This window comes from Nocardia sp. NPDC058519, from assembly GCF_042719755.1.
Lineage (GTDB): Bacteria > Actinomycetota > Actinomycetes > Mycobacteriales > Mycobacteriaceae > Nocardia.
This window is the reverse complement of sequence record NZ_JBHXNK010000002.1, coordinates 128,421-154,937: the sequence shown is the minus strand read 5'-3', so window position 1 is coordinate 154,937 and position 26,517 is coordinate 128,421. Positions and strand designations below refer to the sequence as shown.

The 26,517-nt window shown below is 67.8% G+C and carries 23 protein-coding genes; 6 read left to right on the top strand and 17 right to left on the bottom strand.

Features of this window, described 5'->3' with window-relative positions; translation table 11 throughout:
* Nucleotides 1-24 precede the first annotated feature (24 nt).
* Complete coding sequence (locus ACFWPK_RS03090) at nt 25-1,533, top strand: hypothetical protein (protein ID WP_378912882.1); 1,509 nt, start codon at nt 25-27, stop codon at nt 1,531-1,533.
* A gap of 31 nt (nt 1,534-1,564) precedes the next feature.
* On the opposite strand, the gene ACFWPK_RS03085 is transcribed toward ACFWPK_RS03090, so the two are convergent.
* The gene (locus ACFWPK_RS03085; protein WP_378912881.1) at nt 1,565-2,215 is read right to left on the bottom strand and encodes a TetR family transcriptional regulator; all 651 of its coding nucleotides are present in this window, start codon (nt 2,213-2,215) and stop codon (nt 1,565-1,567) included.
* 122 nt (nt 2,216-2,337) lie between these two features.
* On the opposite strand from ACFWPK_RS03085, the gene ACFWPK_RS03080 reads away from it, so the two are divergent.
* From ACFWPK_RS03080 to ACFWPK_RS03070, 3 genes are all read left to right on the top strand, one after another.
* Nucleotides 2,338-3,126, top strand: coding sequence for an SDR family oxidoreductase (locus tag ACFWPK_RS03080; RefSeq protein ID WP_378912880.1), 789 nt, complete (start codon nt 2,338-2,340; stop codon nt 3,124-3,126).
* A 480-nt stretch (nt 3,127-3,606) separates the two neighbouring features.
* Nucleotides 3,607-4,824: an RNA-guided endonuclease InsQ/TnpB family protein gene (locus ACFWPK_RS03075; protein WP_378912879.1), complete on the top strand. Its 1,218-nt coding sequence runs from the start codon at nt 3,607-3,609 to the stop codon at nt 4,822-4,824.
* Between the two features lie 277 nt (nt 4,825-5,101).
* A complete protein-coding gene (locus ACFWPK_RS03070; protein ID WP_378912878.1) occupies nt 5,102-6,742 on the top strand; it encodes an FAD-binding protein in 1,641 nt (546 codons plus the stop codon).
* Between the two features lie 27 nt (nt 6,743-6,769).
* Here ACFWPK_RS03070 and ACFWPK_RS03065 read toward each other — a convergent pair whose 3' ends face one another.
* Nucleotides 6,770-7,735: an Lrp/AsnC family transcriptional regulator gene (locus tag ACFWPK_RS03065; protein ID WP_378912877.1), complete on the bottom strand. Its 966-nt coding sequence runs from the start codon at nt 7,733-7,735 to the stop codon at nt 6,770-6,772.
* Nucleotides 7,736-7,876: 141 nt separating this feature from the next.
* Between ACFWPK_RS03065 and ACFWPK_RS03060 the strand changes: the two genes are divergently transcribed.
* Nucleotides 7,877-8,251 carry a VOC family protein gene (locus ACFWPK_RS03060; RefSeq protein ID WP_378912876.1) on the top strand — a complete coding sequence of 125 codons (375 nt, stop codon included), beginning with the start codon at nt 7,877-7,879 and terminating at the stop codon, nt 8,249-8,251.
* A gap of 79 nt (nt 8,252-8,330) precedes the next feature.
* On the opposite strand, the gene ACFWPK_RS03055 is transcribed toward ACFWPK_RS03060, so the two are convergent.
* The 11 genes from ACFWPK_RS03055 to ACFWPK_RS03005 form a co-directional block, all read right to left on the bottom strand.
* A complete protein-coding gene (locus ACFWPK_RS03055; RefSeq protein ID WP_378912875.1) occupies nt 8,331-9,176 on the bottom strand; it encodes an NmrA family NAD(P)-binding protein in 846 nt (281 codons plus the stop codon).
* Nucleotides 9,177-9,340: 164 nt separating this feature from the next.
* Nucleotides 9,341-10,405, bottom strand: a complete 1,065-nt coding sequence (locus ACFWPK_RS03050; RefSeq protein WP_378912874.1) for a hemolysin family protein — start codon at nt 10,403-10,405, stop codon at nt 9,341-9,343.
* Nucleotides 10,398-11,753 carry a hemolysin family protein gene (locus tag ACFWPK_RS03045; RefSeq protein WP_378912873.1) on the bottom strand — a complete coding sequence of 452 codons (1,356 nt, stop codon included), beginning with the start codon at nt 11,751-11,753 and terminating at the stop codon, nt 10,398-10,400. Before ACFWPK_RS03045 ends, ACFWPK_RS03050 begins: the two co-directional genes overlap by 8 nt.
* Nucleotides 11,754-12,034: 281 nt before the next feature.
* Nucleotides 12,035-13,471, bottom strand: coding sequence for a GuaB1 family IMP dehydrogenase-related protein (locus tag ACFWPK_RS03040; protein WP_378912872.1), 1,437 nt, complete (start codon nt 13,469-13,471; stop codon nt 12,035-12,037).
* Nucleotides 13,472-13,523: 52 nt separating this feature from the next.
* Complete coding sequence (locus tag ACFWPK_RS03035; protein WP_378912871.1) at nt 13,524-14,384, bottom strand: DMT family transporter; 861 nt, start codon at nt 14,382-14,384, stop codon at nt 13,524-13,526.
* Nucleotides 14,385-14,504: 120 nt separating this feature from the next.
* Nucleotides 14,505-15,953, bottom strand: a complete 1,449-nt coding sequence (locus ACFWPK_RS03030) for a DEAD/DEAH box helicase (RefSeq protein WP_378912870.1) — start codon at nt 15,951-15,953, stop codon at nt 14,505-14,507.
* 271 nt (nt 15,954-16,224) lie between these two features.
* Nucleotides 16,225-17,163: a M56 family metallopeptidase gene (locus ACFWPK_RS03025; RefSeq protein ID WP_378912869.1), complete on the bottom strand. Its 939-nt coding sequence runs from the start codon at nt 17,161-17,163 to the stop codon at nt 16,225-16,227.
* Nucleotides 17,164-17,227: 64 nt separating this feature from the next.
* Nucleotides 17,228-17,617 carry a BlaI/MecI/CopY family transcriptional regulator gene (locus ACFWPK_RS03020; protein WP_279537543.1) on the bottom strand — a complete coding sequence of 130 codons (390 nt, stop codon included), beginning with the start codon at nt 17,615-17,617 and terminating at the stop codon, nt 17,228-17,230.
* A 62-nt stretch (nt 17,618-17,679) separates the two neighbouring features.
* Nucleotides 17,680-18,504 (bottom strand): ABC transporter ATP-binding protein, encoded by an 825-nt coding sequence (locus tag ACFWPK_RS03015; RefSeq protein WP_378912868.1) that lies wholly within the window; start codon nt 18,502-18,504, stop codon nt 17,680-17,682.
* Nucleotides 18,501-19,514 carry a FecCD family ABC transporter permease gene (locus tag ACFWPK_RS03010; protein ID WP_378913146.1) on the bottom strand — a complete coding sequence of 338 codons (1,014 nt, stop codon included), beginning with the start codon at nt 19,512-19,514 and terminating at the stop codon, nt 18,501-18,503. Before ACFWPK_RS03010 ends, ACFWPK_RS03015 begins: the two co-directional genes overlap by 4 nt.
* A 164-nt stretch (nt 19,515-19,678) precedes the next feature.
* Complete coding sequence (locus ACFWPK_RS03005; protein ID WP_378912867.1) at nt 19,679-20,725, bottom strand: FecCD family ABC transporter permease; 1,047 nt, start codon at nt 20,723-20,725, stop codon at nt 19,679-19,681.
* Nucleotides 20,726-20,835: 110 nt separating this feature from the next.
* On the opposite strand from ACFWPK_RS03005, the gene ACFWPK_RS03000 reads away from it, so the two are divergent.
* Entirely contained in the window at nt 20,836-21,534 is a 699-nt protein-coding gene (locus tag ACFWPK_RS03000) for a hypothetical protein (RefSeq protein ID WP_378912866.1), read from the top strand.
* A gap of 15 nt (nt 21,535-21,549) precedes the next feature.
* Here ACFWPK_RS03000 and ACFWPK_RS02995 read toward each other — a convergent pair whose 3' ends face one another.
* The 4 genes from ACFWPK_RS02995 to ACFWPK_RS02980 all read right to left on the bottom strand — a co-directional run bounded on the left by ACFWPK_RS02995 (nt 21,550) and on the right by ACFWPK_RS02980 (nt 26,483).
* The gene (locus tag ACFWPK_RS02995) at nt 21,550-22,986 is read right to left on the bottom strand and encodes a wax ester/triacylglycerol synthase family O-acyltransferase (RefSeq protein WP_378912865.1); all 1,437 of its coding nucleotides are present in this window, start codon (nt 22,984-22,986) and stop codon (nt 21,550-21,552) included.
* Nucleotides 22,983-24,020 carry an alpha/beta hydrolase gene (locus ACFWPK_RS02990; RefSeq protein WP_378912864.1) on the bottom strand — a complete coding sequence of 346 codons (1,038 nt, stop codon included), beginning with the start codon at nt 24,018-24,020 and terminating at the stop codon, nt 22,983-22,985. Before ACFWPK_RS02990 ends, ACFWPK_RS02995 begins: the two co-directional genes overlap by 4 nt.
* Nucleotides 24,021-25,527: 1,507 nt before the next feature.
* Nucleotides 25,528-26,040 carry a pyridoxamine 5'-phosphate oxidase family protein gene (locus ACFWPK_RS02985; RefSeq protein ID WP_378912863.1) on the bottom strand — a complete coding sequence of 171 codons (513 nt, stop codon included), beginning with the start codon at nt 26,038-26,040 and terminating at the stop codon, nt 25,528-25,530.
* Entirely contained in the window at nt 26,037-26,483 is a 447-nt protein-coding gene (locus ACFWPK_RS02980) for a nitroreductase/quinone reductase family protein (protein WP_378912861.1), read from the bottom strand. Before ACFWPK_RS02980 ends, ACFWPK_RS02985 begins: the two co-directional genes overlap by 4 nt.
* Nucleotides 26,484-26,517 lie beyond the last annotated feature (34 nt).

The window sequence follows — 26,517 nt, the reverse complement described above, 5'->3', positions numbered from 1 at the left end:
CCTGGGGTGGATAGGTGACTCGGTGTGATCGTGGGACAGGGGCGGCCATCACAACTTGTCGCCGATGGTTCTCGTGCCATCGGGTTGGCCCCGGTCGGCGCCGGGCTGGGTGTGCGGTTCGACGGGCTGTGGTCGTGGCTGTGCTGGGTACACGCCGACGGGCTCACCGTCGCGCGGACTTCGCAAGGGCCGCCGCGGCCGTCGGCGCTCGCCGCGCGCGGCGGTCTGCCCGTCGAGTTGACGCGGGATGCGGCCGTATCAGGGGAGGTGCTCGGGCTGACGACATCGGGGATCTGGCAGTTCGGATCTCCGGAATCACGACTGGTGCGGGTGATCCGTCCCGAGCCTGATCGCCCGGTCACCGTTGGGCCAGGGGCGACGGTCCTGGTCGTCGGATACCCGGCCGAATCCCTGTCTCCTGAGCGCATCGCGTGGTACCGGTCGGCGATCGATGCCGGTGACCGGCCGGTGGTGTCCGTCCTCGACGCTTCGCGCCCTGATCGCGACAACGAGCTGGCTTTCGTTCTCGACGGGCACCACGCCCTTGCCGCTTACCTCGCGGCCGGGCAAGAGCCGGTGCTGCGATGGCTGTCGTGCGAGCCGATCGCCGCCGAGGCATGGTGCTGGCATCCGTCCGGTCGGCCGGAGACCGGTTGCTACTGCGATGACGGCGACTGGTCGGACTGCGTGTGGGCCGACCCGCTCGCTATCGGGTCGGCGGACTTGGCGGAGGCCCTGCGTGCGCAGCCACGCACGGAACTCCTGGCTCGCCCGATCTTCGCCGCACTCGCAGCCCGCGAGAACCTGAGCAGCCATGAAGTCGGCGAGCTGGTGGAAGTGTCCGAAGGGATGGGCCTGATCGAGGTACTGGGCTCACGAGAGGCGCGATGCGGTCTGCTTCGGCTGCATGGGCGGTCTGCGATCGGTGCGGCAATCGTCAACCGCGGCACGCTTTTCCAGCTGTTCGCTCGGTTGTCTCCCGAGGTCCGTCCCGCCGGTATCGAGGCGCTCGGAGACTGGCTGGCGGCGCCGGAACTGGACCATGATTACGGCGGGTCACCGTATCCGACGCGCGTGCTGCTCGACCGATTGGATCCGGTGCTGCGGTTGCTCACTCCAGGCTGCTACGAGGTCGCGATCCGGACCGACCGGACATTGAGCGCCAACGATGTCGACCTCCCCGCAGATCCGTTGTGGCCGTGGCCGCCCGGGACGGTGCAGACCGTCTACGGCGCCAACGGCTCGACGCTGATTCCCACCGGCACCTGGCCGCCTCCCGACGCCGAGCGTGTGGCCTGGTATCGCGACGTGATGGCAGCAGGCGGCAAGCCGTTGGCGGTCGTGCTCGCACCCGGTCCAGCAGGATCGGGCACGGGCACCGTCGCGCGGTTTCTCCTGGACGGACACCATAAGGTCGCTGCAGGCGCCACCGCGTTCATCGAGATCGCGCCGGTACACGGCTCCCTCGTGGACGAGGAATTCCAAGCCGTTCTCGCTGACCCCGGCTACTCTCTCCGTCCCGAGGACTTCTGAGAAGCTCTGCCACAGTGCGGATTCGACGACGTCATTTCACCCGAGCGCCCCGCGACACCACGCCAGGTGCGCTGACTGGAGCGGCGAGTGATCCGGCGAGCATGTCGATGATCTCTCCCCATGCCTGCGCATCCCCGGCCCGCGCGTCGCCCGCCTCCGCCGCACGTTCGTGATCGGCCAGGAGCGCGAAAAGCATGGTGGTCAACGCCCGCAATCGTCGCACCCGCAGCCGTGGTGGCAAGGTGGTGAGCTCCCGGTCGAGGCCCTGCATGATGACGCGCACCGAAGTGCGTCCCGCACTGCCGAGATTGGCCGCATCGGAGACCGCTGGATGCGGGTGGATCTGCTCGAGAAATCGCGCGTAATGCCGAATCCCGTGTTGTTCGGCGAGCTCGAACATCGGCACCACGAGGGCTTCGAGTAGCCCGTGCAAGCCCGGCGGCCGACCCGAACCCGCTTGTTCGGCGAGCAATTCCAGCCGCCGCACCTCCAGCGTCGCCAGCCGGAACTCGACCACCGCTTCGATGAGCCCGTCGCGGGATCCGAAGTGATACTGGATCGCCGAATTATTCCGCTGACCTGCGGCGGCGGCGATATCGCGCAGCGGTACCGACCGTCCGTGCTCCGCGATCAGACGCTCCGCCGCGACGATGATGCGTTCGCGCGCTGCTGTTGCTGCCACAGCCCGAACTGTAGCCGTTCACCAGCAGAAATGAGAACCACTCCTTGACAGTTAAGCGAAATAGCTTAAAACTGCTGTGTGACCGCAGACACATGCGGCCATCTGAGAGAGGAGCTTGCGCCATGATCCTGGATGCCTTCCGGCTCGACGGTCGCGTTGCCATCGTCACCGGAGCGGGCCGCGGCATCGGCGCGGCCACCGCGCTCGCACTGGCCGAGGCCGGTGCCGACGTCGCCATCGCCGCCCGCACTTCCGAGCAGCTCGATGAGGTCGCCGGGAAGATCCGCGCGCTCGGCCGCCGCGCTGTCACCGTACCGGCCGACCTCTCCGACCTGGCCGCGGTGAAAGCCTTCGCCGACACCGCGGCCGCCGAACTCGGCGGCATCGACATCGTGGTCAACAATGTCGGCGGCGCCATGCCCAATACCTTCATGACCACCTCTCCCGAGTTCCTGGAAGAGGCTTTCCGCTTCAATGTGTCCACCGCGCACGCCCTCACCCAGGCCGCGGTACCGCACCTGCTGAAGTCGGACGGCGCTTCGGTGGTCAACATCTCCTCGATGTTGGGCCGAACCGCCGGCCGTGGCTTCCTCGCCTACGGCACCGCCAAAGCCGCGCTCGCGCACTGGACCCGGCTGGCCGCCACCGACCTGTCCCCGCGCATCCGGGTCAATGCCATCGCGGTCGGCTCGGTCCTCACCTCCGCACTGGAGATCGTCGCGGGGCAACCGGAGATCAAGGCCACCATGGAAGGCGCGACGCCGCTGGGCCGACTCGGCGAACCGTGGGAAATCGCGGCTGCCATCGTCTACCTCAGTTCACGCGCGGGCGGCTACATCACCGGAAAGATCATCGAAGTAGACGGCGGCATCGAAAGCCCCAATTTCGAACTCGGCCTGCCCGACCTGTGATCCACTCCGGCACAAAGGATCTGATATGACCTACCGCGTAATCCAATGGAGCACTGGAAATGTCGGTGCGCGAGCACTGCGTTCCATCATCGCCGGGCCATGAAACCCGACTGCATCGTGCACACTGCCCATGCTGCTGCAGCCCGGCATCCTCACCGTGGGCAACCGCACTATTGCCAAGGGTGCCACCGCCGCCCTGCGTTTCCAGGTCACGGTATCCGCGCCGACCGCGAGGTTCTGACGCTCGAGCACGTCGCCCGCCTGCACCCCGACCTGGTCACTGATTGGCCACAGCCGACCGGAAAGGGTTGCTAACGGGTGTGGGCAAGTGTGCCGCCCTTCCAGGCGGTGGTGAAGGCCCACGCGGGAGGCCTGCCAGGGCCGAGCCTGCTCTGAACGCGGAGGTCCTGCATGGCTTTCGGGATCAGGTGATTCCTGGTGGCTGGTTCGTTGTCGTACCCCAGTGCCACACTGTGGGTGATGCAGCTGCGATATAACTTCCGCCTCTACCCCACTGTGGGGCAGCAGCAGTCGTTGGCGCAAGCATTCGGATGTTCCCGGGTCGTGTTCAACGACGCCCTCGCCATCCGGCAGCAGGCGTTCCGGGAGGGCCGCCGGGTTACTGATGCGGAGCTGTCGAAGTTGTTGACGGAGTCGAAGAAGACTCCGGAGCGATCGTGGTTGGGTGGGGTATCGGCGGTGGTGTTGCAGCAGGCCCTAGCGGATCTGAATACCGCCTACCGCAACTTCTTCGGCTCGGTCACCGGCACACGGAAAGGGTCGAAGGTCGCGGCGCCGCGGTTCCGGTCACGGCGTGACAACCGGCAGGCGATCCGGTTCACCCGAAACGCCCGGTTCACGGTCACCGCCGGGGAGAAGTTGCGGTTGCCCAAGATCGGGGACGTGAAAGTGGCGTGGTCGCGTCGGCTGCCGTCGGAGCCCTCGTCGGTCACGGTGATCAAGGACGCGGCGGGACGCTATTTCGCGTCGTTCGTGGTGGAAGTGGAGACCCGGACGCTACCCGAGGTCGATGCCGAGGTGGGTATCGATTTGGGGTTGACCTCGTTCGCGGTCCTCTCCGATGGGCGGGTCATCGAGAACCCGCGGTTGTTCCGTCGGGCCGAACGCAAGCTCCGTAAAGCCCAGCAAGCACTCGCACGGAAGCAGAAGGGCTCCAGCAACCGGGGCAGGGCGCGGATCAAGGTTGCCCGCGCACACGCAAAGATCGCCGATCAGCGCCGCGATTTCGCGCACAAACTGTCCACGACGATTGTCCGTGATAACCAAGCGGTGTTTGTCGAGGATTTGTGTGTGCAGGGGTTGGCGCGGACCCGTCTGGCGAAGTCGGTGCATGACGCTGGGTGGTCGATGTTCACCCGCCTGGTCGGGGAGAAAGCGGCCCGGCACGGGCGGTATTTCGCCAAGGTTGACCGGTTCTACCCGTCGTCGCAGCTGTGCTCGGCATGTGGGGTTGTCGATGGTAAGAAGCCGTTGCATGTGCGGTCGTGGACGTGTCGGTGCGGTGTCAGCCACGACCGGGATGTGAACGCCGCCAAGAACATTCTCGCCGCTGGTCAGGTGGAGAGGTTAAACGCTTGTGGAGTGCGGGTGAGTCCGGGACGTGTTCCGGCGCTGCGCGGTGAAGCAGGAACCCACCGAAAGCGCCCGAGGGCGCTGGTAGGAATCTCCGTCCTTTAGGGCAGGGAGGATGTCAACGAGTCGAAATCCAGGGCGAACCGGACTATCAACTGGATCTACAGCTCTCCAGCAACGGCGACCACGCTCTCGCTGACGTGGTCGGCACCGCCGCCGTGGTCGAAGCCAGCACCGGCTTGCTGACCGCAACCGACCTTCCCCTCACCACCGGCCGCGGACTGATGTAGCCGGGAACCGAGGCTCGAACCGCCGGGTCGTCGCCTGCCGAATCTAGAACACGTTATAGTTTGACTAGAACACGTTACAGTCGACGGCGACGATGCGGTCGGCCTCTGCTCGGAAGGTGAGACAAGTGCGGACCTGGGACGATGCAGCCGATGTCGTGGTCGTCGGATACGGCGGTGCGGGGGTGGCCGCGGCGCTGGCCGCGCGGGAATCCGGCGCCGAGGTCTTGGCCGTTGACCGGTATCTGGGTGGCGGTGCCACGGCGCTGTCGGGTGGCATCGTGTACGCGGGCGGTGGCACGTGGGTGCAACGCGACGCGGGCATCGATGATGACGTTGACAATATGCTCGCGTATCTGGAGGCCGAGGTCGGTGACGCCGTGAGCGCCTCGACGCTGCGCCGATTCTGCGAGGAATCCCCGGCGATGATCGACTGGCTGACCGAGCACGGCGTGCCCTTCCAGCCCTCGGTGTGCCCGTACAAGACGTCCTACCCGACCGACGACTACTACCTGTACTACTCGGGCAGCGAAAACTCCGGTGGCTACCGGGATCTCGCGAAACCGCGCCAACGCGGTCACCGCACTCACGGTCCCGGTGTCTCGGGCAAGGCGCTGTTCGGGCCGCTGGCGAAGTCGGCGGCCGGGCACGGCGTTCGCGTCCGGACCGGCACCAGGGCGACTCGGCTCGTGGTCGAGGACGGGCGTGTGACCGGCATCGAGGTGGTCACGATCGACAGCGCGCCCGCGGCGGTGCGCCGTCGATTCGCCGCCCTCGCCCGGATCTCGGCGAAACCTGGTGTGTATCACCAGGGTTTGCGCCGGGCGGTGGAAGCGCTGCTGGCCCGGATCGAGCGCAAACACGGACGGCCGGTCAGGATCCAGGCGAAATCCGGGGTCGTGCTCACCACGGGTGGGTTCATCGCGAACGGGGAGATGGTCGCTCGGCACGCCCCCGCGTATCCGTGGTCGCAGGGCCTGCCGCTGGGCAGCGCGGGTGACGACGGCAGCGGCATCACCATGGCGCTCGACATCGGTGCGGCGAGCGGCAAGATGGACGCACTCTCCACGTGGCGTTTCATCGCTCCGCCCAGCGCGTTCTTCGGCGCTGTCGCGGTGAATGCCGACGGCCGACGCATGATCGACGAGTCGCGCTATGGCGCGGCTCTCGGCGCGGCCATCGCCGCCAGTCCGGGTCACCGCGCATGGCTGCTCGTCGACTCCGAACTCGAGGCCGAGGCCCGCAGGCAGATCGGCACACAGTCGGTGTGGTTCCAGCGCATGCAGACCGAGCGTTTGCTCCGGATCGGGCGCGTTTCCGGTAGCACCGTCGAAGAGGTTGCGGCCCGTGCCGGGATCGACCAGGCCGCGCTGCGGGAAACCGTGGACGCGCACAACCGGGCCATCGAACTCGACCGCCCCGATCCGCTGGGTAAGCCCGACGACATCCGCCGCCCTGCTCGCACCGGCCCGTTCGCCCTGCTGGACATCTCGTTCAAGGCACGGGTCAGCTACCCCATGCCGATGCTCACCCTCGGTGGTCTGCTGGTGGACGAGGACACCGGGGCTGTGCGCGCCGAGAGCGGGGGAGTTGTTCCGGGGCTCTTCGCCGCCGGGCGTGCGGCGGTCGGCGTCTGTTCGAACTCCTACATCAGTGGACTGTCGCTGGCCGACTGCATCTTCTCCGGGCGGCGGGCGGGCACGCATAGCGCCCAGCCACTCCTGCACAAGGGGTAGGAACTGCGCCTGCCCGACCGGTTGGTCTCAGCGGTGGGGAAGTGGAAGCGGCCCAGCTCGTTTGATCCAGTCGGCGACGATCTCGGTGTGCACCCGATTCACCCCGGGTAGTGCGCCGATGCTGTCGGCGAGATAGTTGTGTAGCGCTTCGGCGTCGGTGAGTTCGAGGATCGCCAAAACGGTGCCGTCGCCTGTCGTGGTGGCGGCGAAGGCGACCTCGGCGTGGGTGCCGAGAGCTTCGGTGACGGTCCGCAAGGACGCAGGACGAACATCGAGCCGACAGATCACGTCGATGCTGCGGCCGTACAGCTTGGGATCGACTTCGACTTCGAACATCAAAACGCCGTGGGCGGTGAGCTCGGTGATCCGGCGGCGCACAGTCGATTCCGCAATGCCCGACGCTCGAGCGAGTCGCGCGACGCTCATCCTGCCGTCGGTGGCCAGCAGCGTCAGCAGGCGTTGGTCATCGGTGTGCAGGGGTGTGGGCTGTGCGGGGTGATGGGGCTCGCGCAGAGCGTGCTGTTCCTCCGGGGTGAGGGCTTGGAGCCGACCCGGCCACCCGCCGACACCTGCGACAGGGGCGAGCAGCCGTTGGGCCGTCACGGCGCCGACGTGCGGCATTCGGCGGAGCTGGGCGAGCATGTCGAAGTCTGTCGACGTGGTTCGCAGGATGCAGAACAGTCCGCCGGTGCCTGCCAGTGAGGCGATCCAGGAGGTATCCGCGCGCGCGGCCAGCGTCCGGGCGACCGCGTCGACCGAGGCCGGTGCCGGGGTGAGCTGGATGATCCAATCCGCCCGGTCCGGCCGGTCGTGGCGGGTGATACCGACGACGCGCAGGATCAGCTGCGAACGCAACCGGTGATAGCGGCGGGAGACACCGCGCTCCGACATTCCCAATACAGCGCCGATACGGGCGAACGAAGCGCGGGGGCCGAGTTGCAGCGCGTGCAGCACCCGCCGGTCGTCGGCATCGAGGCTGACTGATTCCACCACAAACGGTCACTCTAGCGGCCGTATCAACCATCAAGGTGCCACATGAACGACGATCTTCCGTGCACTGAGCACAGTGGGTTCGTGGCCCACCGACGGGTCGCCCGGCGCCGCCGGACTGCTCGATTCCGAGGAGAAGAACCCTTGCTGACAGTTCTGCCCATCCGTTACGTTGCCGACGTGGCGGTCTCGCGCCGCTTCTACGAAGGCCTCGGGCTCACCTATCGCGCCGACAGCAGCGTCGCCGTCTGGGCACAGCTCGACGCGGCCGCAGGCGCGGTCGGTGTCCACGATGCCGCTGTCTCGAAGGGCCGGGCGCCCGGGACGGTCGAGCTCGGCTTCTCCACCGACGAGCCCCTGGAGGACGTCGCCGCGCGGCTGGCGGCCGGCGGCTACGACTACACCCTCGTCGAGGAGGACTTCGGTCGCAGCATCCGGGTCACCGATCCCGACGGAGTCGTGATCCAGATCCAGGAGATCGACCCCGAGACCGTTCGCCGCTCGCAAGCCCTGCTCTGAAACCGAATCGCCCGTGTGGCCCGGTGCCATCGTGCGGCACCGGGCACGGCACTCGTTCGGCGATGCGGTGGGAGGGGCGCTAGGTCCGCGGGGTCCAGACGCCGGTGGCCGCCGCCGCTTCGGCGAACTCGCTGAAATCGCGCGGTGCACGGCCGAGCGCGCGCTGCACACCGTCGGCGGTCGCGGTGTTGCGGCCGTCGAGGATCGTGCCGAAGAGGTAGACGAGCAGGGTCGACATCTCCTCGGGCAGCTGGTATTCGCCCAGTGCCGCAACGAATTCCGAGTGTGAGATCGGGATGAAGGCGATCTCTCGGCCGGTGGCGGTCGCGATCTCGCCCACCGCGTCGGTGAAGGACAGCGCCCGTGCACCGGTGACCTCGTAGATCTCACCGGCATGACGAGGATCGGTGAGCGCGGCGACGGCAACCTCGGCGATGTCGTCGGCGTGCGCGAACGGTTCCGGTACGTCACCGTTGGGCAGGGCGACCGTGCCCGCCAGCACGTCGTCGAGGAATGCGCCCTCGCTGAAGTTCTGCGCGAAGAAGCTGCACCGCACAACAGTCCAGTTCAGGCCCGAATCCTCCACGATCAGTTCGCATTCGCGCGCCTCCGGCTCGCCGCGACCCGACACCAGCACGACCGATCGCACGCCGGCCGACCGTGCGGCCGCGCTGAACGCGCGAATGGTGTCCGCTGCCCCGGGAACAGCGAGATCCGGCTGGTAGGACAGGTAGATCGAGTCGACACCGGCCAGGACCGGCGCCCAGGTGGACCGGTCGGTCCAGTCGAACGGGATCGTCGCGGCGCGCGAGCCGCGGCGGACCGGGTGCCCAGCGGCCTCGAGCAGTGCCGCGACGCGGCTGCCGGTTTTGCCTGTGGCGCCGGTGACGAGGAAAAGCTGCTGGTGGGAAGCGTTTTTTGTCATGAAACAAGTACATCGGCCGGACGCCGAGGGCAACATAGTCGTGTCGCTCGCGAGCATGCGCCGTCGTCTACGAGTGAAAAACCTCCGCCTTGAATTTGCCGAGGACGACACAGCGGCGGTTGCGAAGCCCGCAACCGCCGCTGTGTGTGATGTCGAGCTGGAACTCAGTCGGCGATGCGGTGGGTTCCGTCGCGGACGGTGCCGACGAACTCTTCGATCAGATCCTCCAGCGCGACCACACCGACGGTGTTACCGCGGCTGTCGACCACCCGGCCCAGATGGCTGCTGGTGCGGCGCAATCGGGCCAGCGCTTCGTACAGCGGAGTCCCGGTGCTCACAGTGGGCAGCGGGCGGATGTCGGTGCGGGGGATGACGGTGTCCGGGCCCGCGTTGTCGTCGGCGACCTCGTCGAGGACGTCCTTGATGTGCAGGTAGCCCACCAGGGAGCCGTCGGAGGCGCGGACCGGGTAGCGGGAGAACCCGGTCTCGGAGACCGCGGCCTCCACCTCTCCGAGGGTGGTTCCGCTGCCGATCAGCGGCACCGATCTGGCCTGGGCCAACGGCACCATCACATCGCCGACGACCTGATCGGAGGTGCCGAGGGCCTGGGTGAGCCTGCGGTGTTCCTCCTCGTCGAGGAGGCCCTCGGAGCGGGACTCGCCGATCATCTCGGCCAGCTCCACCGTCGATACGGTGGCGTCGAGTTCGTCCTTCGGCTCGATCCGGAACATCCGCAGCGTCATGTTCGCGGCGAGGTTGTACAGCGCGATCAGCGGCCGGGCGATCCGCAACCACAACAGGTGGATCGGCACCAGCAGCAGCGCCGAGCGTTCCGGACCGGCCAGGGCGATGTTCTTCGGCACCATCTCGCCGAGCAGGATGTGCAGGATCACCACGATGGTCAGCGCGAGCGCGAAACCCACCGGGTGCAGCAATTGATCCGGCAGACCGAGCAATTCGAACGGGCGCTCGATCAGGTGCGCGATCGCGGGCTCGCCGACACGGCCGAGCAGGATCGAGCAGATGGTGATGCCGAGCTGGGCCGCGGCCAGCATCATCGACAGGTTCTCGCCTGCTTCGATCACCGTCTGCGCCTTCTTCTTCCCCTGTGCGACAAGGGCTTCGAGGCGGTCACGGCGGGCCGAGATGAGCGCGAACTCGGCGGCGACGAAGAACGCGTTGCCCGCAAGGAGCACGACGGTCAGGAAGATTCCGAACAGGTCACCCATGAGTGTGCTCCCGTGCCGAGAGGTTGGCCGCGTCGACGGGGATCAACCGCACCCGGTCGATGCGCCGTCCGTCCATGCGTTCCACCCTGGCGACCCAGCCGCCACCGGAACCGCGGGATGCGGGCAGCACCACTTCGTCGGCGGTCACCGGGATGCGGCCGAGCTGGGTCAGTACCAGCCCGCCGAGGGTTTCGTACTCGCCCTCTGGCGCGTCGTAGCCGGTCGCGCGCGACACCTCGTCGATGCGCATCAGACCCGAGCAGTCCCAGCCGTCGGAGACCCGGCGCACATCGCGTTCCTCCTCGTCGTGCTCGTCGCGCACGTCGCCGAGGATCTCCTCGATCAGGTCCTCCATGGTCACCATGCCCGCGGTGCCGCCGTATTCGTCGACAACCAGTGCCACCTGCATGCCGTCGGCGCGCACTCGCTCCAGGACCTCGTCGCCGTCCAGGCTGGCGGGCACGATCGGCACCGCGACGGCCAGCTCGCTGAGCGGGATCTGCTTGCGCAACTCGCCCGGATGGGTGAACGCCTGCTTGACGTGCACCACGCCGAGGGTGTTGTCGAGGTCGCCGTCGATCACCGGGAACCGGGAGTAGCCGGTGCGCGCCGAGGCGGCGATGAGGTCGGCGATGGTGTCGTCGCGGTCCAGCGATTCGACCTTCACCCGCGGTGTCATCAGATCCTCGGCACTGCGTTCGCCGAATTCCAGCGAGCGGTCCATCACCAGCGCGGTGCGCTGATCCATCGCGCCACGCATGGCGGAGGTGCGTACCAGCGAACCGAGTTCCTGGGGCGAGCGGGCCGAGCGCAGTTCCTCGGCGGGTTCGATGCCCAGCCTGCGGACCACCCAGTTGGCGGAACCGTTGAGAAAGCGGATGAGCCATTTGAACAGGGCCGAGAACCCGACCATCGGGCCCGCGGTGAGCCGGGCCACCATCATCGGCTCGGCGATGGCGATGTTCTTCGGTACCAGCTCGCCGTAGATCATCGACAGCGATGTGGCGATGATCAGGGCCAGCGCCAATGCGATTCCGTGCGAGGCACTTTCGCTCAAACCGATGCCGCTCAGCAGCGGATCGAGCAGGCGGGCGAGCACGGGTTCGGCGATGAAGCCGGTGATCAGGGTCGTGATGGTGATACCGAGCTGGGCGCCGGACAGCTGGAACGACAGGGTGTGATGGGCCTGTTTCACCAGCCGTGACCGGGTGTCACCCTCGCGGGCGGCCGCTTCGACGGTGCTGCGTTCCAGTGCGGTGAGGGAGAACTCGGCGGCGACGAACAGTGCCGTTCCGAGGGTGAGAGCGATGAAGCCGAGCAGGCTGAGCACGGTCAGAACGATGGACATCCTCAGCACCACCCGAGTGGTGCGGCAGGGAAACCGGGAGATCGAACAGACGCTGCGGAAAGGAGGACGCCGGGTTTGTCACCCGGCTCCGTAGAGGAGCCCTCCTGTGTGGCGCCCTTGGACGCGGGTGACAACTGGATCCTTTCGAGGCGGGGGTAGAGCATGTGCCGTGGTCGGCAACCCCATAGTAATCCGTGCCAACCCATGAGGTGTCGGCGGCGGGCGCCGGACACGGCAACGGCGGCCGATCGAAGGATTCGATCGGCCGCCGTGTGCGGGGTTCACCAGCCGCTTGGCAGCGGCCTGCCTTCGGCGAAGCCCGCGGCGGACTGCACGCCGAGCACGGCCTTGTCGTGGAATTCCGGCAGTGAGCGAGCACCGGCGTAGGTGCACGAGCTGCGCACACCCGAGCAGATGTGGTCGATGAGGTCCTCGACGCCGGGGCGCTCGGGGTCCAGACGCATCCGGGAGCTGGAGATACCCTCTTCGAACAGCGCCTTGCGGGCGCGGTCGAAGCTGCTGTCGGCGGCGGTGCGGGCGGCGACGGCGCGCTTGGACGCCATGCCGAAGCTCTCCTTGTACTTGTTGCCGTCGCGGTCGATGCGCAGGTCGCCGGGGGACTCGTAGGTGCCGGCGAACCAGGAGCCGATCATCACGTTCGAGGCACCGGCGGCCAGTGCGAGGGCCACGTCGCGGGGGTGCCGAACGCCACCGTCGGCCCAGACGTGCACGCCGAGTTCCTTTGCCGCGGCGGCACATTCGGCCACGGCAGAGAACTGTGGGCGACCGACGCCGGTCATCATGCGGGTGGTGCACATGGCGCCGGGGCCGACACCGACCTTGATGATGGTCGCGCCCGCCGCGGCCAGATCGCGGGTGCCTTCGGCGGAGACCACGTTGCCGGCGACCAAGGGCAGGCCGAGCCCGAGATCGGCGACGGTGCGCAACGATTCGAGCATTTTGGTCTGGTGGCCGTGCGCGGTGTCGAGGACGAGCACGTCGGCGCCCGCCTCGGCCAGTGCCTTCGCCTTGGCGGCGACGTCACCGTTGATGCCAACGGCGGCGGCGACGCGCAGCTTGCCGCCGCTGTCTACCGCGGGGGTGTAGATGCCGGCGCGGACGGTGCCGGTCCGGGTCATCACGCCCGCGAGGGTGCCGTCGGTGTTGGTGAGCACCGCGAGCTGGGCGTGGTCTTCGGCGAGGCGGTCGAAGATGTCGCGCGGGGACGCCTCGACGGGCACCTGGACGAAGTCGGTGAACGCCACCTCGCGCAGGCGCGCGAACCGGTCGACATCAGCGCAGGCGGCCTCGGTGACCACACCGACCGGCTTGCCGCCCTCGACGACCACGACCGCACCGTGCGCGCGCTTGTGCATCAGCGCCATGGCATCGGACACCGAACGATCCGGGTCGAGGGTGACCGGGGTATCGGCGGTGAGCGAGCGGCTCTTGACGAACGCGATGGTGTCGGCGGCGGCCGGGATCGGCAGATCCTGGGGGAGCACCACGATGCCGCCGCGGCGAGCGACGGTCTCGGCCATCCGCTTGCCCGCGACAGCGGTCATGTTCGCGACCACGAGGGGGATGGTGGTGCCGGACCCGTCGACGCTGGCCAGGTCCACATCGAACCGGGACGCGACATCGGTCCGGTTCGGGACCAGGAAGAGGTCGTCGTAGGTCAGGTCGTACGGCGGCTGGGGTCCCGGAAGAAATCGCACTTGATTGATAGTAGCCCTGTGAGCACCGCAGCGTGGGAATCCCGGCAGCGGGTCAGCGCGCCGGCTCGTCGGTGACCGCTCTGGTGTGGCACAGCGCCACCGTCGCCGCGCACATCACCAGGACGCAGGCGCCCACGACGACCAGGCCGAAACCGTCGGTGCGCAAGTGCTCGTCGAGGGCGGTGAGACCGAGGAACGCGGCGGCCATGGGTTCGGCGATGGTGGCCGCGGGCAGCGAGGCAGACAGGGGTCCGGCCTGGAACGCGCGCTGTTGCAGGTACACGCCGAGCAGTCCGGCGGCCACCAGCGTCCAGGTCTGCCACCCGCCGAGCACCGCGCCGATCCCGTCGCCGAACAAGGTGACCACGCGATCGGTGAGTGCCGCGGCCATCCCGAACAGGGCACCACCGGCGAGACCGAGTGCGAGCGCCTGTCCCGATCGGCTGGCGATCAGCAGTCCGGTGACGGTCGCGGCCACGATGACCCCGAGCAGAATCGCCAAGGGCACCAACCACTCCCGGAAGGGCGCTGTGTCCTCGCCCGCTGTCGGATCGCCCACGATCAGGAACAGCGCGAGCGCCGCGACGAGGACCAGTGCGGTCGTGGCGGCACGTGCGGTGATCCGTTTCCCGTTCAGTCGCGCGGACAGCGGCAGCGCGAAGACCAAGGCGCTCACCAGAATCGGTTGCACCACCAGCACCGCGCCGAAGGCAAGCGCGAGAACCTGCATCGCGTAACCACCGACATCGCCGACGATCCCGGACCACCAGCGTGGGCTGCGGAGCAGGCCGCCCAGCAGGGACGCGCCTTCGGGCACGGCCGCGGCCGCCCGCTGCTGTGCCACGGCACCCAGCGCGATCAACATGGCCGCGATCAGCGCGCACACGATGGTGGCGATCTCATGGTTCGTCACGGGCTCAGTGTGCGGGATCCGGGCCTTGTCGGCGCTGATCTGGGGACGGGAAGTCGCCGTGTTCGGGAACCCGGAAAAAGACGCGTGGCCGAACCGTAATCGGTTCGGCCACGCGATAACTCAGTTTGCCGTGCGGTTGCGGTGGACCGCGGGAGACGCCGGACGCGCGGCGCGACGACGAGAATTCGTCGGCGTGTCGCCACTGCGGGCGTGTCCACCGGCCCCCGCGGGCTTACGAGTACGCGACTCGTGCGCCGGACGCTCGCGGCGCGGAGCCCCACCACGTCCAGCCTCGGCGGCAGGTGCGCCACCGGTGCGCGGACGACGGGTACGCCCGCCACCGGCCGCCGACCTGGCCGGCTGCGCGGGTGCCACGGGGGCGGCCAGCGCGATGCCGCTGGGCTTGCGGGCACCGGTGATCTCCACCAGGTTCCGGTCGCCGGGGCGCACGTCGACACCGTCGGTCCGCACGCCCGCCTTGCGGGTCATCGCGGCGACGTCCTTGCGCTCCTCGTCGGTGACGAGCGTGACCACGACACCGTCCTCACCGGCGCGCGCGGTGCGGCCCGCACGGTGCAGGTAGGCCTTGTGCTCGGCGGGCGGGTCGAAGTGCACGACCAGCGAGACGCCGTCGATGTGGATGCCGCGCGCGGCGACATCGGTGGTGACCAGCACCGGCACCGACCCGTCGGCGAAGGCCGCCAGGGTACGCACGCGGTTGTTCTGGGCCTTGCCGCCGTGCAGCGAGCCCGCGTCGACACCGGCGCCGCGCAGCTGCTTGGCCAGGCGGTCGGCGCCGTGCTTGGTGCGCACGAACATGATGGTCAGGCCCTCACGCGCGGCGATCTCGGTGGCCACGGTGCGCTTGATGTTCTTGTCGCGCACGTAGAGCAGGTGGTGGGTCATGGTGCTGACCGACGCCTCGGCGGGCGCGGTCGAGTGGGTCACCGGGGCGTTCATGTACCGCTTGACGAGCTTGTCCACGTCACCGTCGAGGGTGGCCGAGAACAGCAGGCGCTGACCCTGCTCGGGGGTGCGGTCCAGCAGGCGGGTGACCTGGGGCAGGAAGCCCATGTCGGCCATGTGGTCGGCCTCGTCGAGCGCGGTGATCGTCACATCCGACAGGTCGGCGTTGCGCTGCTTGATCAGGTCGTCGAGACGGCCGGGGGTCGCGATGAGCAGGTCGACGCCGCGCGCGAGGCGATCGGCCTGGCGCTTGATCGGCGCTCCACCGACGACGGAGGCCACGCGCAGGCCCAGCGAGCGGGCTGCCTCTTCGAGGGCCTTCTCGATCTGGGTCGCGAGTTCGCGGGTCGGCACCAGCACGAGGCCGCGCGGGCGGCCCGGCTTGGAGGGGGAGCCCTGGGCCAGACGGGTCAGCATCGGCAGGCCGAAGGCCAGGGTCTTGCCCGAGCCGGTCGGGCCGCGACCGAGCACGTCGCGCCCGGCGAGGGCGTCGCCGATCGTGGCGGCCTGGATGGGGAAGGGCTTGTCGATGCCCGCGTTGCGCAGGGTCTGCACCAGTTCGACCGGAAGGCCTAGTTCGGCGAAGGTCGGTTCATTGGGCACGGCAGAGTTGGTCAAGGTGGCCTTTCGTTGGGCTGCGAATCGCGCCGAACGATGATCGGCGCCGATTACCCGAATACGCGCCTCGGCGTGGACGGGGTGCGGCCCAGCAGGAAGGACCGGTCTCTCAGGATAGGCGTGTTCCGCCGCTGTTGGGTAAACAGGCTGGTCAGGCAAGCGGTTGTGGCAATGTCTGTTTCGCCGCGAATCAGCGAGCGGCTTCGCGGTCGCCACGCGGGAAACCGCGGGGGAGCGGTGGCGGGGGATCGCCAGGTCAGCCGTGGAAGAGCCGGTTGAGTTCCTGCAGCCACGGCACCGCGACGGCCAGCGTCGGCACGACCAGAATCGCGGCCGAGCCGAGGTAGGCGGCGGTGGCGACTCTCACGTCTCCGGTGCTGCTCGCGAGCCGCTGGATGCGGATCAGCGTGCTCGGTCCGCCCGCGGCGAGCGCGCCCTGCGGTGCGGTGGATTTGGCGCAGGCGATCAGGGCGCGGGCGAGGGGCTTCGGGCCGGTGACCTTCACGGCGGAGTCGTCGGCGAGCAGTTCGATCAGCAGTTTCACCTGGCCGAGCGCGGCTTTGCTGCGGACCACCCGGGGAAAGGCCTCGTGGACGGCGGTGAACGCCTCGAGCACCAGATCGTGGCGTGCGCGCAGATGCGAGCGTTCGTGGCTCACGATGGCGGTGACCTCGGAGTCGTCGAGGCTGGTCAGCGTGCCTTCGCTGATCACGACCCGCTGCCGTAGGCCGGGCAGGCAGTAGGCGATGGGTTCGGTCGCGGCCAGCACCCGGATATCGGCGGCGCGGCGCACCGGGCCGCTCTGATCGAGCAGGTCGACCAGCATGCGATGGCGGGAACGGCGGCGCCGCGTGTGCACGCCGACGCGCACGATGGAGAACATCAGCCGGGCGCCGACCATCAAGGTCAGCGCGAAGACCAGCACATATACCGTCCACAGCGGCAGACCGAGCGCGTCGATCTCCTTGGTGGGCGAGGTGGTCGGCCTACCGTCGGGGCCGGGGACCAGCAGCAAGCTGGCGATGGCCAGCCCGGATCCGAAGGCGCTGAGCACGGCGGCCAGCGCGATCGCCTGCCACAACACCAGGGCCGCGCGCGGGCTCCGGTGCACCCAGGTAGCGCGACTGAGCAGCGCTGGTACCGGCCCTGCGAGAAGCAAGGCGAGACCAGCAAAGACTGCCGCGGTTGCGTTCATCGACTCTGCTCACTGCGTTGTGGGGCCAGGGGCACTCACCCCATTGTGAGAGCCGCCAGGGAGTCTAGCCGCTGTTTTCGTCGGATTCGAGCTTGGCGAGCGCCTCGCGCAGTGCATCGGCTTCGTCCTTGCCGACCTGCTCCACGAAGTGCACCAGCGCCGCGGCGCGGCTACCTGCGGCGTCGGCCTGTTGCAAGGCGTCGACCATCAGGCTCGCGACCAGTTCGTCGCGGCTGTGAACCGGTGCGTATCGATGCGCGCGATCGTCGCGTCGCTGTACGACCAGATCCTTTTTCGCCAGTCGCTGGAGCACCGTCATCACCGTGGTGTACGCGAGCTCGCGCCGCGCGGCCAGCGCTTCGTGGACCTGCCGCACCGTTAGTGGCTCATCGGCCGACCACAACTGGTCCATGACCGCTTTTTCGAGTTCGCCAAGACCTGCCATCCCACCGATTTTACGGCCTCAACGACAAACATGCGTACTACAGATTGTCGTAACGGGGTGTTTGCTGTGTGTCATTCGTCATAGTCGACCGCACCGCGCACATGCCGGGTCCCGATCGGGACGATCATCGGCCGCCCCGAGACCGGATCCGTGAGCACCGTGGCCTCGAGCCCGAACACCTCGGCCAGCAGTTCGGCAGTGACGATGTCGGCCGGTTTGCCCCGCGCGACGATCTTGCCCGCGCGCATCACCACGAGCTCGTCGCTGTAGCGGATGGCGAGGTTGAGATCGTGCAGCACCATCACCACCGTGCGCCCGTACTCGGCGTGCAGCCGGTCGACGAGGTCGAGGACCTCGAGCGAGTGCGCGAGATCGAGATAGGTGGTCGGCTCGTCCAGGAGCAGGATGTCGGTGCCCTGGGCCAGCGCCATCGAGATCCAGGCACGCTGACGCTGGCCGCCGGAGAGTTCGTCGAGGGTGCGGTCGGCCAGGTCGGCGATGCCGGTCTGGGCCAGCGCGGCGGCGACCTCGGTCTCGTCGTCGGCCGACCACTGCCGCAACCAGGACTGATGCGGATGACGTCCGCGCGCGACCAGGTCGGCGACGGTGAGCCCTTCGGGCGCGACCGGGGTCTGCGGCAGCATCCCGACCACCCTGGCCACGTTCTTGGTCTTCATCGACGAGATGGCCTTGCCGTCGAGCACCACCTGGCCCGCCCGTGGGCGCAGCAGCCTGCCCAGTGACTTCAGCAGGGTCGACTTGCCGCAGCCGTTGGGGCCGATGACGGTGGTGACCACGCCGGGGGCGATGTCGAGGCTGAGCTCGTCGACGATCACCCGCTCGCCGTAGCCGAGGGAGACGGCGTCGGCCGCGAGGCGGTGGGCGGGGCTGGTCATGAGAGCGTGGCCTTCCGGTTCATGCGGACGAGCAGGTAGAGCAGGAATGGTCCACCGAGCGCCGCTGTGACGATACCGACCGGCAGATCGACGGGAAGCAGTGCGCGAGAGATGATGTCGGCGCCCGCCACCAGCGCCGCGCCGGTCAGTGCCGAGGCGATCAGCGGTTCGCCGGGGGTCCGCAGCGCCATCCGGGCGATCTGCGGCGCGGCGAGCGCGACGAACCCGACCGGCCCGACGGCCGCGGTCGCCACCGAGGCCGCCACCACCGACGCCCCGATGAGCAGCGCCTGCTGTGACTGGATTCGCACACCGAGCACCCTGGTCGACTCCTCGCCCAGACGCAGCGCGGCCAGCGTCCGCGCGGAGACCAGCGACACGACGGTCACGACCGTCAGCGCGAGCACGGCGGGGACGACCCGAGACATGTCCGCCGAGTTCAGCGACCCGTTCAGCCAGATCTGGGCCCGCGCGGCGTCGGTGAGGGTGGCCCGGGTGAGCAGCCAGCTGATCACCGACATGAGCACCGCGTTCACGCCGATGCCGATGAGGACCAGACGGAATCCGGTGACACCACGGTCGCCGCCGCGTCCTCGGCCCCAGGCCAGGAGATAGATGACAACGGCGGTGAGCAGCCCGCCGGCGAGCGCGGCGAACGGAGCGCCGACGGTCGCGATCAACCCGGTCGTCGTGCCACCGCTGCCGACCAGCACCGCGACCGCTCCCACGCTGGCGCCGGTGGTGATGCCGAGGACATCCGGCCCGGCCAGGGGATTGTGCAGGATCGATTGCATCAGCGCGCCGGAGAGCCCGAGCGCGGCGCCGACCACCACTGCCGTGAGCGCTCGCGGCAGCCGCGATTCGATGATGATGAAGCGCTGGGAGCGGGACCCGCCGCCGCCGAGCACATCGAGGACGCGTCCGAGGGGGATGTGGGTGTCGCCGACGGCGATGTCGAGGCAGAACAGCACGAACACCGCCACAGCCAGCGCCAGCACGACACCGAGCATCACCGGCCGCAGCACCAGCGATACCGGCCCGATCCGCAGGGCGGGACGCACCTTCCGCAGCCCGGCGCCTGCCGCGTCTGCGCTCGTCGACTCCGGGTCGATCTGTTCGGTGCTCACTCGACCGGTGCTCGCCTGTTCGGTGTCGATGTTCGACTCGATCTTGCTCACAGCGACACCAACTTCTTACGACGCACCAACGCGATGAAGAACGGCGCGCCGACCGCGGCCAGCATCACCCCGACCTGGAGTTCACCGGGCCGGGCGACCACCCGTCCGGCGACGTCGGCGACGAGCAGCAGCAACCCGCCGAGCAGTCCGGAGTAGGGGATCAGCCACTTGTTGTCCGGTCCGGTGATGGTCCGCGCCATGTGCGGAACCACCAGACCAAGAAACGCGATCGGCCCGACCGCCGCGGTCGCCCCGCCGCTGAGCAGCACCACCGCGAACAGGCCGAAGGCCCGCGCCCGGGTGACGTCGACGCCGAGTCCGCGGGCGACATCGTCACCGAGGCTCAGCAGATTCAGGCTGGGTGCCGCGGCCACGGCCATGCCGATGCCGACCACCAGAAATGGCAGGACCTCCCAGAACACTTCCGCTTCGCGCCCGGCCACATTGCCGACCACCCAGAACCGATAGGTATCGAGCGCCGCGTTGTCGAGCACGATGATCGCGTTCGTCATCGCCTGGAGGAAGGCGGTGACCGCCGCGCCGGCCAGGATCAGGCTCAGCGGACTCGCCTTACCCCCGCCGATCGAGGACACCCCGAACACGATCACCCCCGCGATCGCCGACCCGGCGAAGGCGAACCAGATGTACTGCGCGGGCGCGGTGAAACCGAAAAGAAAGATGCTCAGCGCCGCCAGGAAGCCAGCGCCCGCATTCAGTCCTAACAATCCGGCATCAGCGAGCGGATTCCGGGTATACCCCTGGATGAGCGCGCCCGCGACGCCCAGCGCCATCCCGGCGATCAGGGCCAATGCGGTGCGCGGCAGACGAAGCTCACGCACGATTTCCTCGGCGGTGGAGCGGGCCGGGCATCGGAACGGGCCGCCGTCGCAGCCGAGGGCGTGCGAGACGGCGTCGAACACCGTGGTGGGTGCGAGCGAGCGGGTGCCGATGGCGATGCTCGCCACCACCGCCACGGTGAGCAAGACAACGAGCAGCAGAAGCCCGGTCAGACGACGACGTCTGACGGTGCCAGGGTGGATCACGGCGACGAACTTCTCCTGCCTTGAAACCGGACACGACTTGTGAAGTCTGGTAAGCCTAACCTATGTTCCGAGACATCATCGTCACGGGAACCAACGTTCGAGGAGGTTCGATGTCCGAGCCCGTCACCACCGCCATTTCCCGCACCACCGCCGCGTTCGACCGCGCCTGTGCCAGGTTGCAATCGCTGCAACCGGAGCATCCGCGCGTGTATGCCGTCGCGGCGATGAGCGGGCAGGGCAAACGGCGATGGTGGCATGTGCCCAACGGGCTGTCCGAGGGCCGCGTCGAGCTGATGTACCGGCGCCATGCCGCGGAAATGATCAACGACGAGATCGCCGCCGAAGTGGTCGCCACCGCGCTCATCCACGCCGTAGCGGGCCGGGTCACCGCGCTGTTCGTGATGGACGCGCAGGCCTGGGATCCCGGCCGTGACAACCTGTGGATCCACCACGACAACGACGGCGGCATCGACTGGGCGGGGCTGACCGACACGACGATTCGCGTCGTCGACTCCGATCCCGAACCCGGCGCTGTCGCCTTCCCCTGCGAAGCCGCCATGGCGGTCTGGCTCGCCCAACGCTGCGCCTCCTCGCTGATCCCGTTGCAATCGGTCCTCACCCGGTGCTCGGGCCTGCCCGCTCGCCGTTTCTGGACCCTCGTCGGTGAATCCATCATCGGTGCGGCGACCTACGTCCCCGACCTGGCGCGCGCCGACATCGCCGCGGGCGCGCGCCGCGGCCAGCTCCTGCTCGGTGCCTTCGAGGAACGCGGCCTGCCGGTCCGCCGCAGCAGCTGCCTGCAACGCTAGCCAGGACGTCGATGCTCAGGCGCCGGTAGGTGCCGGATTTTCGAGACTGTGCAAGGCGGCGGCGAGTTCGCGGAACGACGCGAGGATCAGCTCGTCGTAGTGGTCGGGGTCCGGCATCATCGCGGCGTTCGTCGTGATCGCGATGACGATCTCGTCACCCTGCGAAGTGATCAGGTGACGCAGGCCGTCGCCGTCGAGAATCGGCAGCGAGCCGACCGCTCGGCGAACCGGCCTGCCACAGAAGACCAGGCTGTCGGTGACCGGCGGCACGTTGCTGATCGTGGTGTTGCAGAACGGCACCGTCGCAGAGTCGTCGAAACGCCGTTGCGCCCTTGCCCATCCGGCGGCGCGCAGCAGCAGGGCAGGTGCCGTCTCCACCCGCAGTTCGGTGCGTTGCACCACCGGATCGGCGGTGCGCTGTTTGGCACGGCCCGCGGACTGCTTTATCGCGGTGAGCCGCTGGATCGGGTCGCCGATATCGGTGTGCAGGTCCACGATCATCTGGCTGAGCTGATTCGCCGAATCCCATTCGGCGACACCGCGCATCGACATCGGCACCATCGCGGCCAGCGAGCCCTCGGGCACCTCGTCGTGCTCGGCGAGATAAGTGGCCAGCGCGCCGGAAATCGTGGTCAGCATCAGGTCGTTGATCGTGACCCGCTGTGTCGCCGCGGCTTTCGCGGCGAGCACCTCCGACATCGGGATCGGCACCAGGTGAAAGGTCAGCGCCGCGTCGATGTCGCGGTTGAACCTGGTCGCGGGGCGTAGCGGGGCGGGATCGTGGACCGTGCCCGCGTCGACCAGCGCCCGCAGTTCGTCCCGGGCCATCCGCGCGCGACGCAGACCGGTGCCGAAGCGCACCGGTGCGCTCATGAGCGCACCGGCCGTGCGCACAGCGGTGGTCAGCGGCCGTGCCCTGTCCAGCTGGACCGCGGGCGCGGAGCCCGTTCCGAACAGGTGCTGCTCGAGCGCTCTGGTCGCGACACCGTCGCCGACGCTGTGGTGGAACTTCAGCACCACGATCGTGGTCGTGCCGGGCATCCCCGGTACGCCGTCGACACGATCCAGCACGTGCAGCTCCCACGGCGGTCGCGTCAAATCCATTCGGGCCGAAGTGATCTCGGCTATCCGTGTGCGGGCGTCTGCCCAGGTGCCTGACCCGTCCAGGGTGATGTGGTCGCGCACGGACAGCGTGTGGTCGGGCTCCCAGTACGGCATATCGAGGTCCATCGGTACGTGCCGCAAGCGCCGGTGGAACAGTTGCGCGTGCCCGATGCTCGCCCGCGCCCAGTCCGCCACCTGCGCGATCGTCAACGGTTCGTGCCGCGGCGCCGACGAGTCCGCGAAGTAGACCGCGACGATGTTCGACAGGTGCCGGTCGGTCTCGTCGTAGACGAACACCGCGTCGCGTGGGCTCAGCCGCTGGGTGCCCACCCGCAGTTCGTCGCTCATATGCCAAGGGCTGTCGCCATCATCGGCCAGGAGGCGTGTAGGTCGTCCTCCCAGTAGCCCCAGGAATGGGTGCCGGTCGGGCGGATGTTGTAGGTGATATTCGTGCGGCCGAGCTCTCGGGTCCGCTGCGCCAAACTCGCCGTGCAATACGCCGTCGCGGCTTCGATGCCGCCGCCGACGAGCATTTGATTCGTCAGAATCGACGTCGGATTCTTTCCGTTGATATGCACGCGCGGATTCGACAGCGTGTCGTGCGGCCCCGGCAATCCGGTGCCCGCGGATATATAAATCGGGATATTCGGCAAACGATGGGCTTGCACGTAGGGATCGTGCTCGCGCCACGCGGCGTCGGTCTCCGGACCCCACATGTTCTCGGTGTTCCCGCCGCCCATCCGCACGACGAGGGAGACGAAGGCGCGGCCGATCGGATCGCTGGTCATCGCGCAGCCGCTGTACGCGGAGACGCTGCGGTACAGCTCAGGCGCCTGGATCGCGAGATCGAGGACCGAGGTTCCCGCCATCGAGATGCCGGCCAGCGAGTTGACGCCGTTCGTGCCGAAGGCCGCGTCGATCACGGGCGGCAGCTCCTGGGTGAGGAACGTCGTCCACATGTTGTTGCCGTTGTTCTCGAGGTTCTTCGCCAGGCCGGGGTCCGGTCGCTGCCAGTCGGTGTAGTAACTGAACGCGCCTTCCATGGGGATGACGACGTTGACATGCTTGTCGGCGAAGAACCCGCCGGCATCGGTCTGACCTGGCCAGTTGGCCGAATCCTCGCCGCCGCCCGCACCATTGAGCAGATACAGCGTCGGTGCCGGGACCGAGGTGTCGGCCGGTCGAAGTACCCGCAGCGCGATCGTGCGATCCATGGCGGGGGAGTAGACGCTGATATCGGCGACCTGGGCGGACTGCGTCCGGCTCACCAGGCGCGCGCCGGGTGCGGCCGATGCCTGCGCGCCGCCGACGAAGACGGGCGTCGCGGCGACTGCCAAGACACAGACGGCCGACATGACGGCGCGGAGCATTTCGTTCTTCATGGTGTTGCGAGCCTGCTGACTTCTCGGGCGGGAACGGGGGCCGACCACAGTGTGGCCGACCCCCGAACCGCGCTGACTACGTTCGCTGGGATTACTTGCCCGGGGTGGGAGTGCCACCGCTCACGCCGATCAGCGACTGAGGCGGGTGGCTAGACGCCGCCGGGGGGTGTGCCGCCGCTCAGGCTGATCAGCGCGTCGACGAAGGGCAGGGCGCCGTTTCCGAGGCTGGCCATACCTGTCGCGAACAATTCGTAAAAGGATCCCACGTGTTACTCCTGAAGAGGGGGAAATTCGACATCTGGGCTGAAATCGACGGTGTCGACCGGTGTCAGGTCACGGGAAGAACGCTTCCACCGAGCCAAGGAAAGTCCCGAGCAGGAGGTCGCCCGAGTTCGCGGACGCCATTCCGCCCAGGATGCCGAGCAGCAGCTCGTCGAATGAGCCCATGATGTATCTCCTTTCGCTGTTGTCCAGCCCCCGGAACTGGGGTGGTAGCCCCGGCTCGGGTGATTGTCACAATCGGTAGCTGATGTGATGTCGGTAACGTAGCGCCATCTCCGAAGTGTGGCAACCCGATGTTTCACTCATCCTGATTCGTTCATTTTTTTCTTTCCTGATGGAAGCAGCTGAACGGTTGCCACGATGTTCGTCTCGGACTACATGTGACCTGTAGTTACCGCGACTGTCTGGCCGAAGCGGGTCGCGCTCGACTGGCTGAGTGTTGCTGGGTGATGTGCCGACGCTCTTACTCCTGGTAGGTGCGGTGGCGTCGCCACTCCTCTATATTCCCGGTGTATACCCGCGAGTCACTATGTGCATCAGCTATCAAAATCCGGCGTTGACACCACCCTGTGCGGTCGGTAGGAATGGGTCGGGGACGGACCGTGAACGGCCCGCCCCCGATTGTCTTGCCGCGTATTACTTACCCGGTGTCGGCGTACCGCCGCTGACCGTGATCAGTGCTTGAATGAAAGGCAGAACGGCCTCGCTCAAGCTTCCTGCGCCGGTCTGCATCAATTCGTAGAGCGATCCCATGTTTGTTCTCCTCGGGTGAGCTGAAAATCGAACCCGCTCTCGAGTTCGGTTGTGTTCGTCGGGTGACGCGGTTTACGGGAAGAAGGCCTCGACCGAGCCGAGGAAGACGGCGAGAAGCCCGTCGCCCTCTACCATGGAACCCAGTCCCGCGATTGCGGCCATCATTATCTCCGTCAGCGAACCCATGGTGAATCTCCTTGCATGATTGGTAAGCATCCCGCCGGAAAATGGGGTTACCGTCGGCCGGGATGTGGATCACAATCAGATATCTGCTGTTGTGATGTGGGTAACGTAGCTCCGCTTATTTTCTTCGGCAAGGAAATCGTCTGATTCGCGCAATTCGGACAGGGATCCTTCCCGATGGAAGGGTTGACGGATGTTGGTATCTGTCACGAAGGATCGCGCCGTGACCTGTACAGACGTCCAATCCCGTCAGCGGGACGGCGAACGGTCACGTTCGCCGCCGAATCTGTCAATCCCCCTGGAGTCGGCCGCGCCAGATGCGGGCCGGAATTCCGCTGACCAGATCCCGGCGTCGCAGCACCTGGATCCGCCACGGGTCGAGGCGAAGCACCTGGAAGGCGGGGTCGTCGGGTCCCTGCCAGAACTGCCCGGGGTCGTAGCCCGCGCCGGGCGGGCTGCCGTGCCGGTACAGGTCCCACACGTGTGCGCGCTCGCCGGGATCATCGGTCCATTCGGCGACCGTATCGACGGCGACGGTGTTCTGCGCCGGGCTCCAATAGGAGAACGTCACGTGCGGATTTCCCGCGATATGGGCGGCCTTTACCGGAGTGCGGTAGGTACCGAGCCAGCCGACCGGGTCGTCGGTATCGGTTTCCCAGACCGGAATCAGGACGCGCGAGCGCGGTCGGCCCTCGGCGTCGACGGTGGTCATGGTCGCGTAGTTGATGGCGCCGACGATGGCGTCGAAGTCGGGTTTGATATCGGCGAAGGTGCGGACGTGGGCGCGCGTGCGGTTACTCACTGCTGCTCCTCGACGCGTTCGAGCACGACAACCGGAATCGGCCGCGCGGCCAGTCGGGCGTAGTGCCGGTAGACGGGTGCCTGCGCGAGCATCAACTGCCAGAGTCGTTGATACTCGGCGCCTTCTGTAGCCCGGGCCCGCACACGGAACCGATCGGCCTCGACCTGGACATCTGCCTCGGGTGTGGTGAGCAGATTCCGGTACCACTGCGGGAGTTCGGTTCGGCCGGGCACCGATCCGGAGGCCACCAGTACGAGGCGGTCGCCGTCGCGGCCGAAGAACAGTCCGGTGCGCCTGCGCACTCCGGTCCGCCGGCCGATGGTGGTGAGAACGAGGTTGGTGGTGCCGCCTTCGAGGAGGCCGTCACGCCCGTCGGTGGCGAGGTAGCGGCGGACGTGGTCGGTCACCGAGGGATCGGGGCTGTCGGTCACGGTGTGAGTCATGGGTTCACCGTGCACCGGTGGACTTCGGACGGAC

Coding starts and splice junctions, on each gene's coding strand:
- ACFWPK_RS03075 (WP_378912879.1), top strand. CDS start 3,607: ATGCAGCTGCGATATAACTTCCGCCTCTACCCCACTGTGGGGCAGCAG.
- ACFWPK_RS03050 (WP_378912874.1), bottom strand. CDS start 10,405: ATGGGTGACCTGTTCGGAATCTTCCTGACCGTCGTGCTCCTTGCGGGC.
- ACFWPK_RS03055 (WP_378912875.1), bottom strand. CDS start 9,176: ATGACAAAAAACGCTTCCCACCAGCAGCTTTTCCTCGTCACCGGCGCC.
- ACFWPK_RS02990 (WP_378912864.1), bottom strand. CDS start 24,020: ATGAAGAACGAAATGCTCCGCGCCGTCATGTCGGCCGTCTGTGTCTTG.
- ACFWPK_RS03080 (WP_378912880.1), top strand. CDS start 2,338: ATGATCCTGGATGCCTTCCGGCTCGACGGTCGCGTTGCCATCGTCACC.
- ACFWPK_RS03010 (WP_378913146.1), bottom strand. CDS start 19,514: ATGCTCGGTGTCGTGCTGGCGCTGGCTGTGGCGGTGTTCGTGCTGTTC.
- ACFWPK_RS03000 (WP_378912866.1), top strand. CDS start 20,836: ATGTCCGAGCCCGTCACCACCGCCATTTCCCGCACCACCGCCGCGTTC.
- ACFWPK_RS02980 (WP_378912861.1), bottom strand. CDS start 26,483: ATGACTCACACCGTGACCGACAGCCCCGATCCCTCGGTGACCGACCAC.
- ACFWPK_RS03045 (WP_378912873.1), bottom strand. CDS start 11,753: ATGTCCATCGTTCTGACCGTGCTCAGCCTGCTCGGCTTCATCGCTCTC.
- ACFWPK_RS03070 (WP_378912878.1), top strand. CDS start 5,102: ATGCGGTCGGCCTCTGCTCGGAAGGTGAGACAAGTGCGGACCTGGGAC.
- ACFWPK_RS02995 (WP_378912865.1), bottom strand. CDS start 22,986: ATGAGCGACGAACTGCGGGTGGGCACCCAGCGGCTGAGCCCACGCGAC.
- ACFWPK_RS03025 (WP_378912869.1), bottom strand. CDS start 17,163: ATGAACGCAACCGCGGCAGTCTTTGCTGGTCTCGCCTTGCTTCTCGCA.
- ACFWPK_RS03015 (WP_378912868.1), bottom strand. CDS start 18,504: ATGACCAGCCCCGCCCACCGCCTCGCGGCCGACGCCGTCTCCCTCGGC.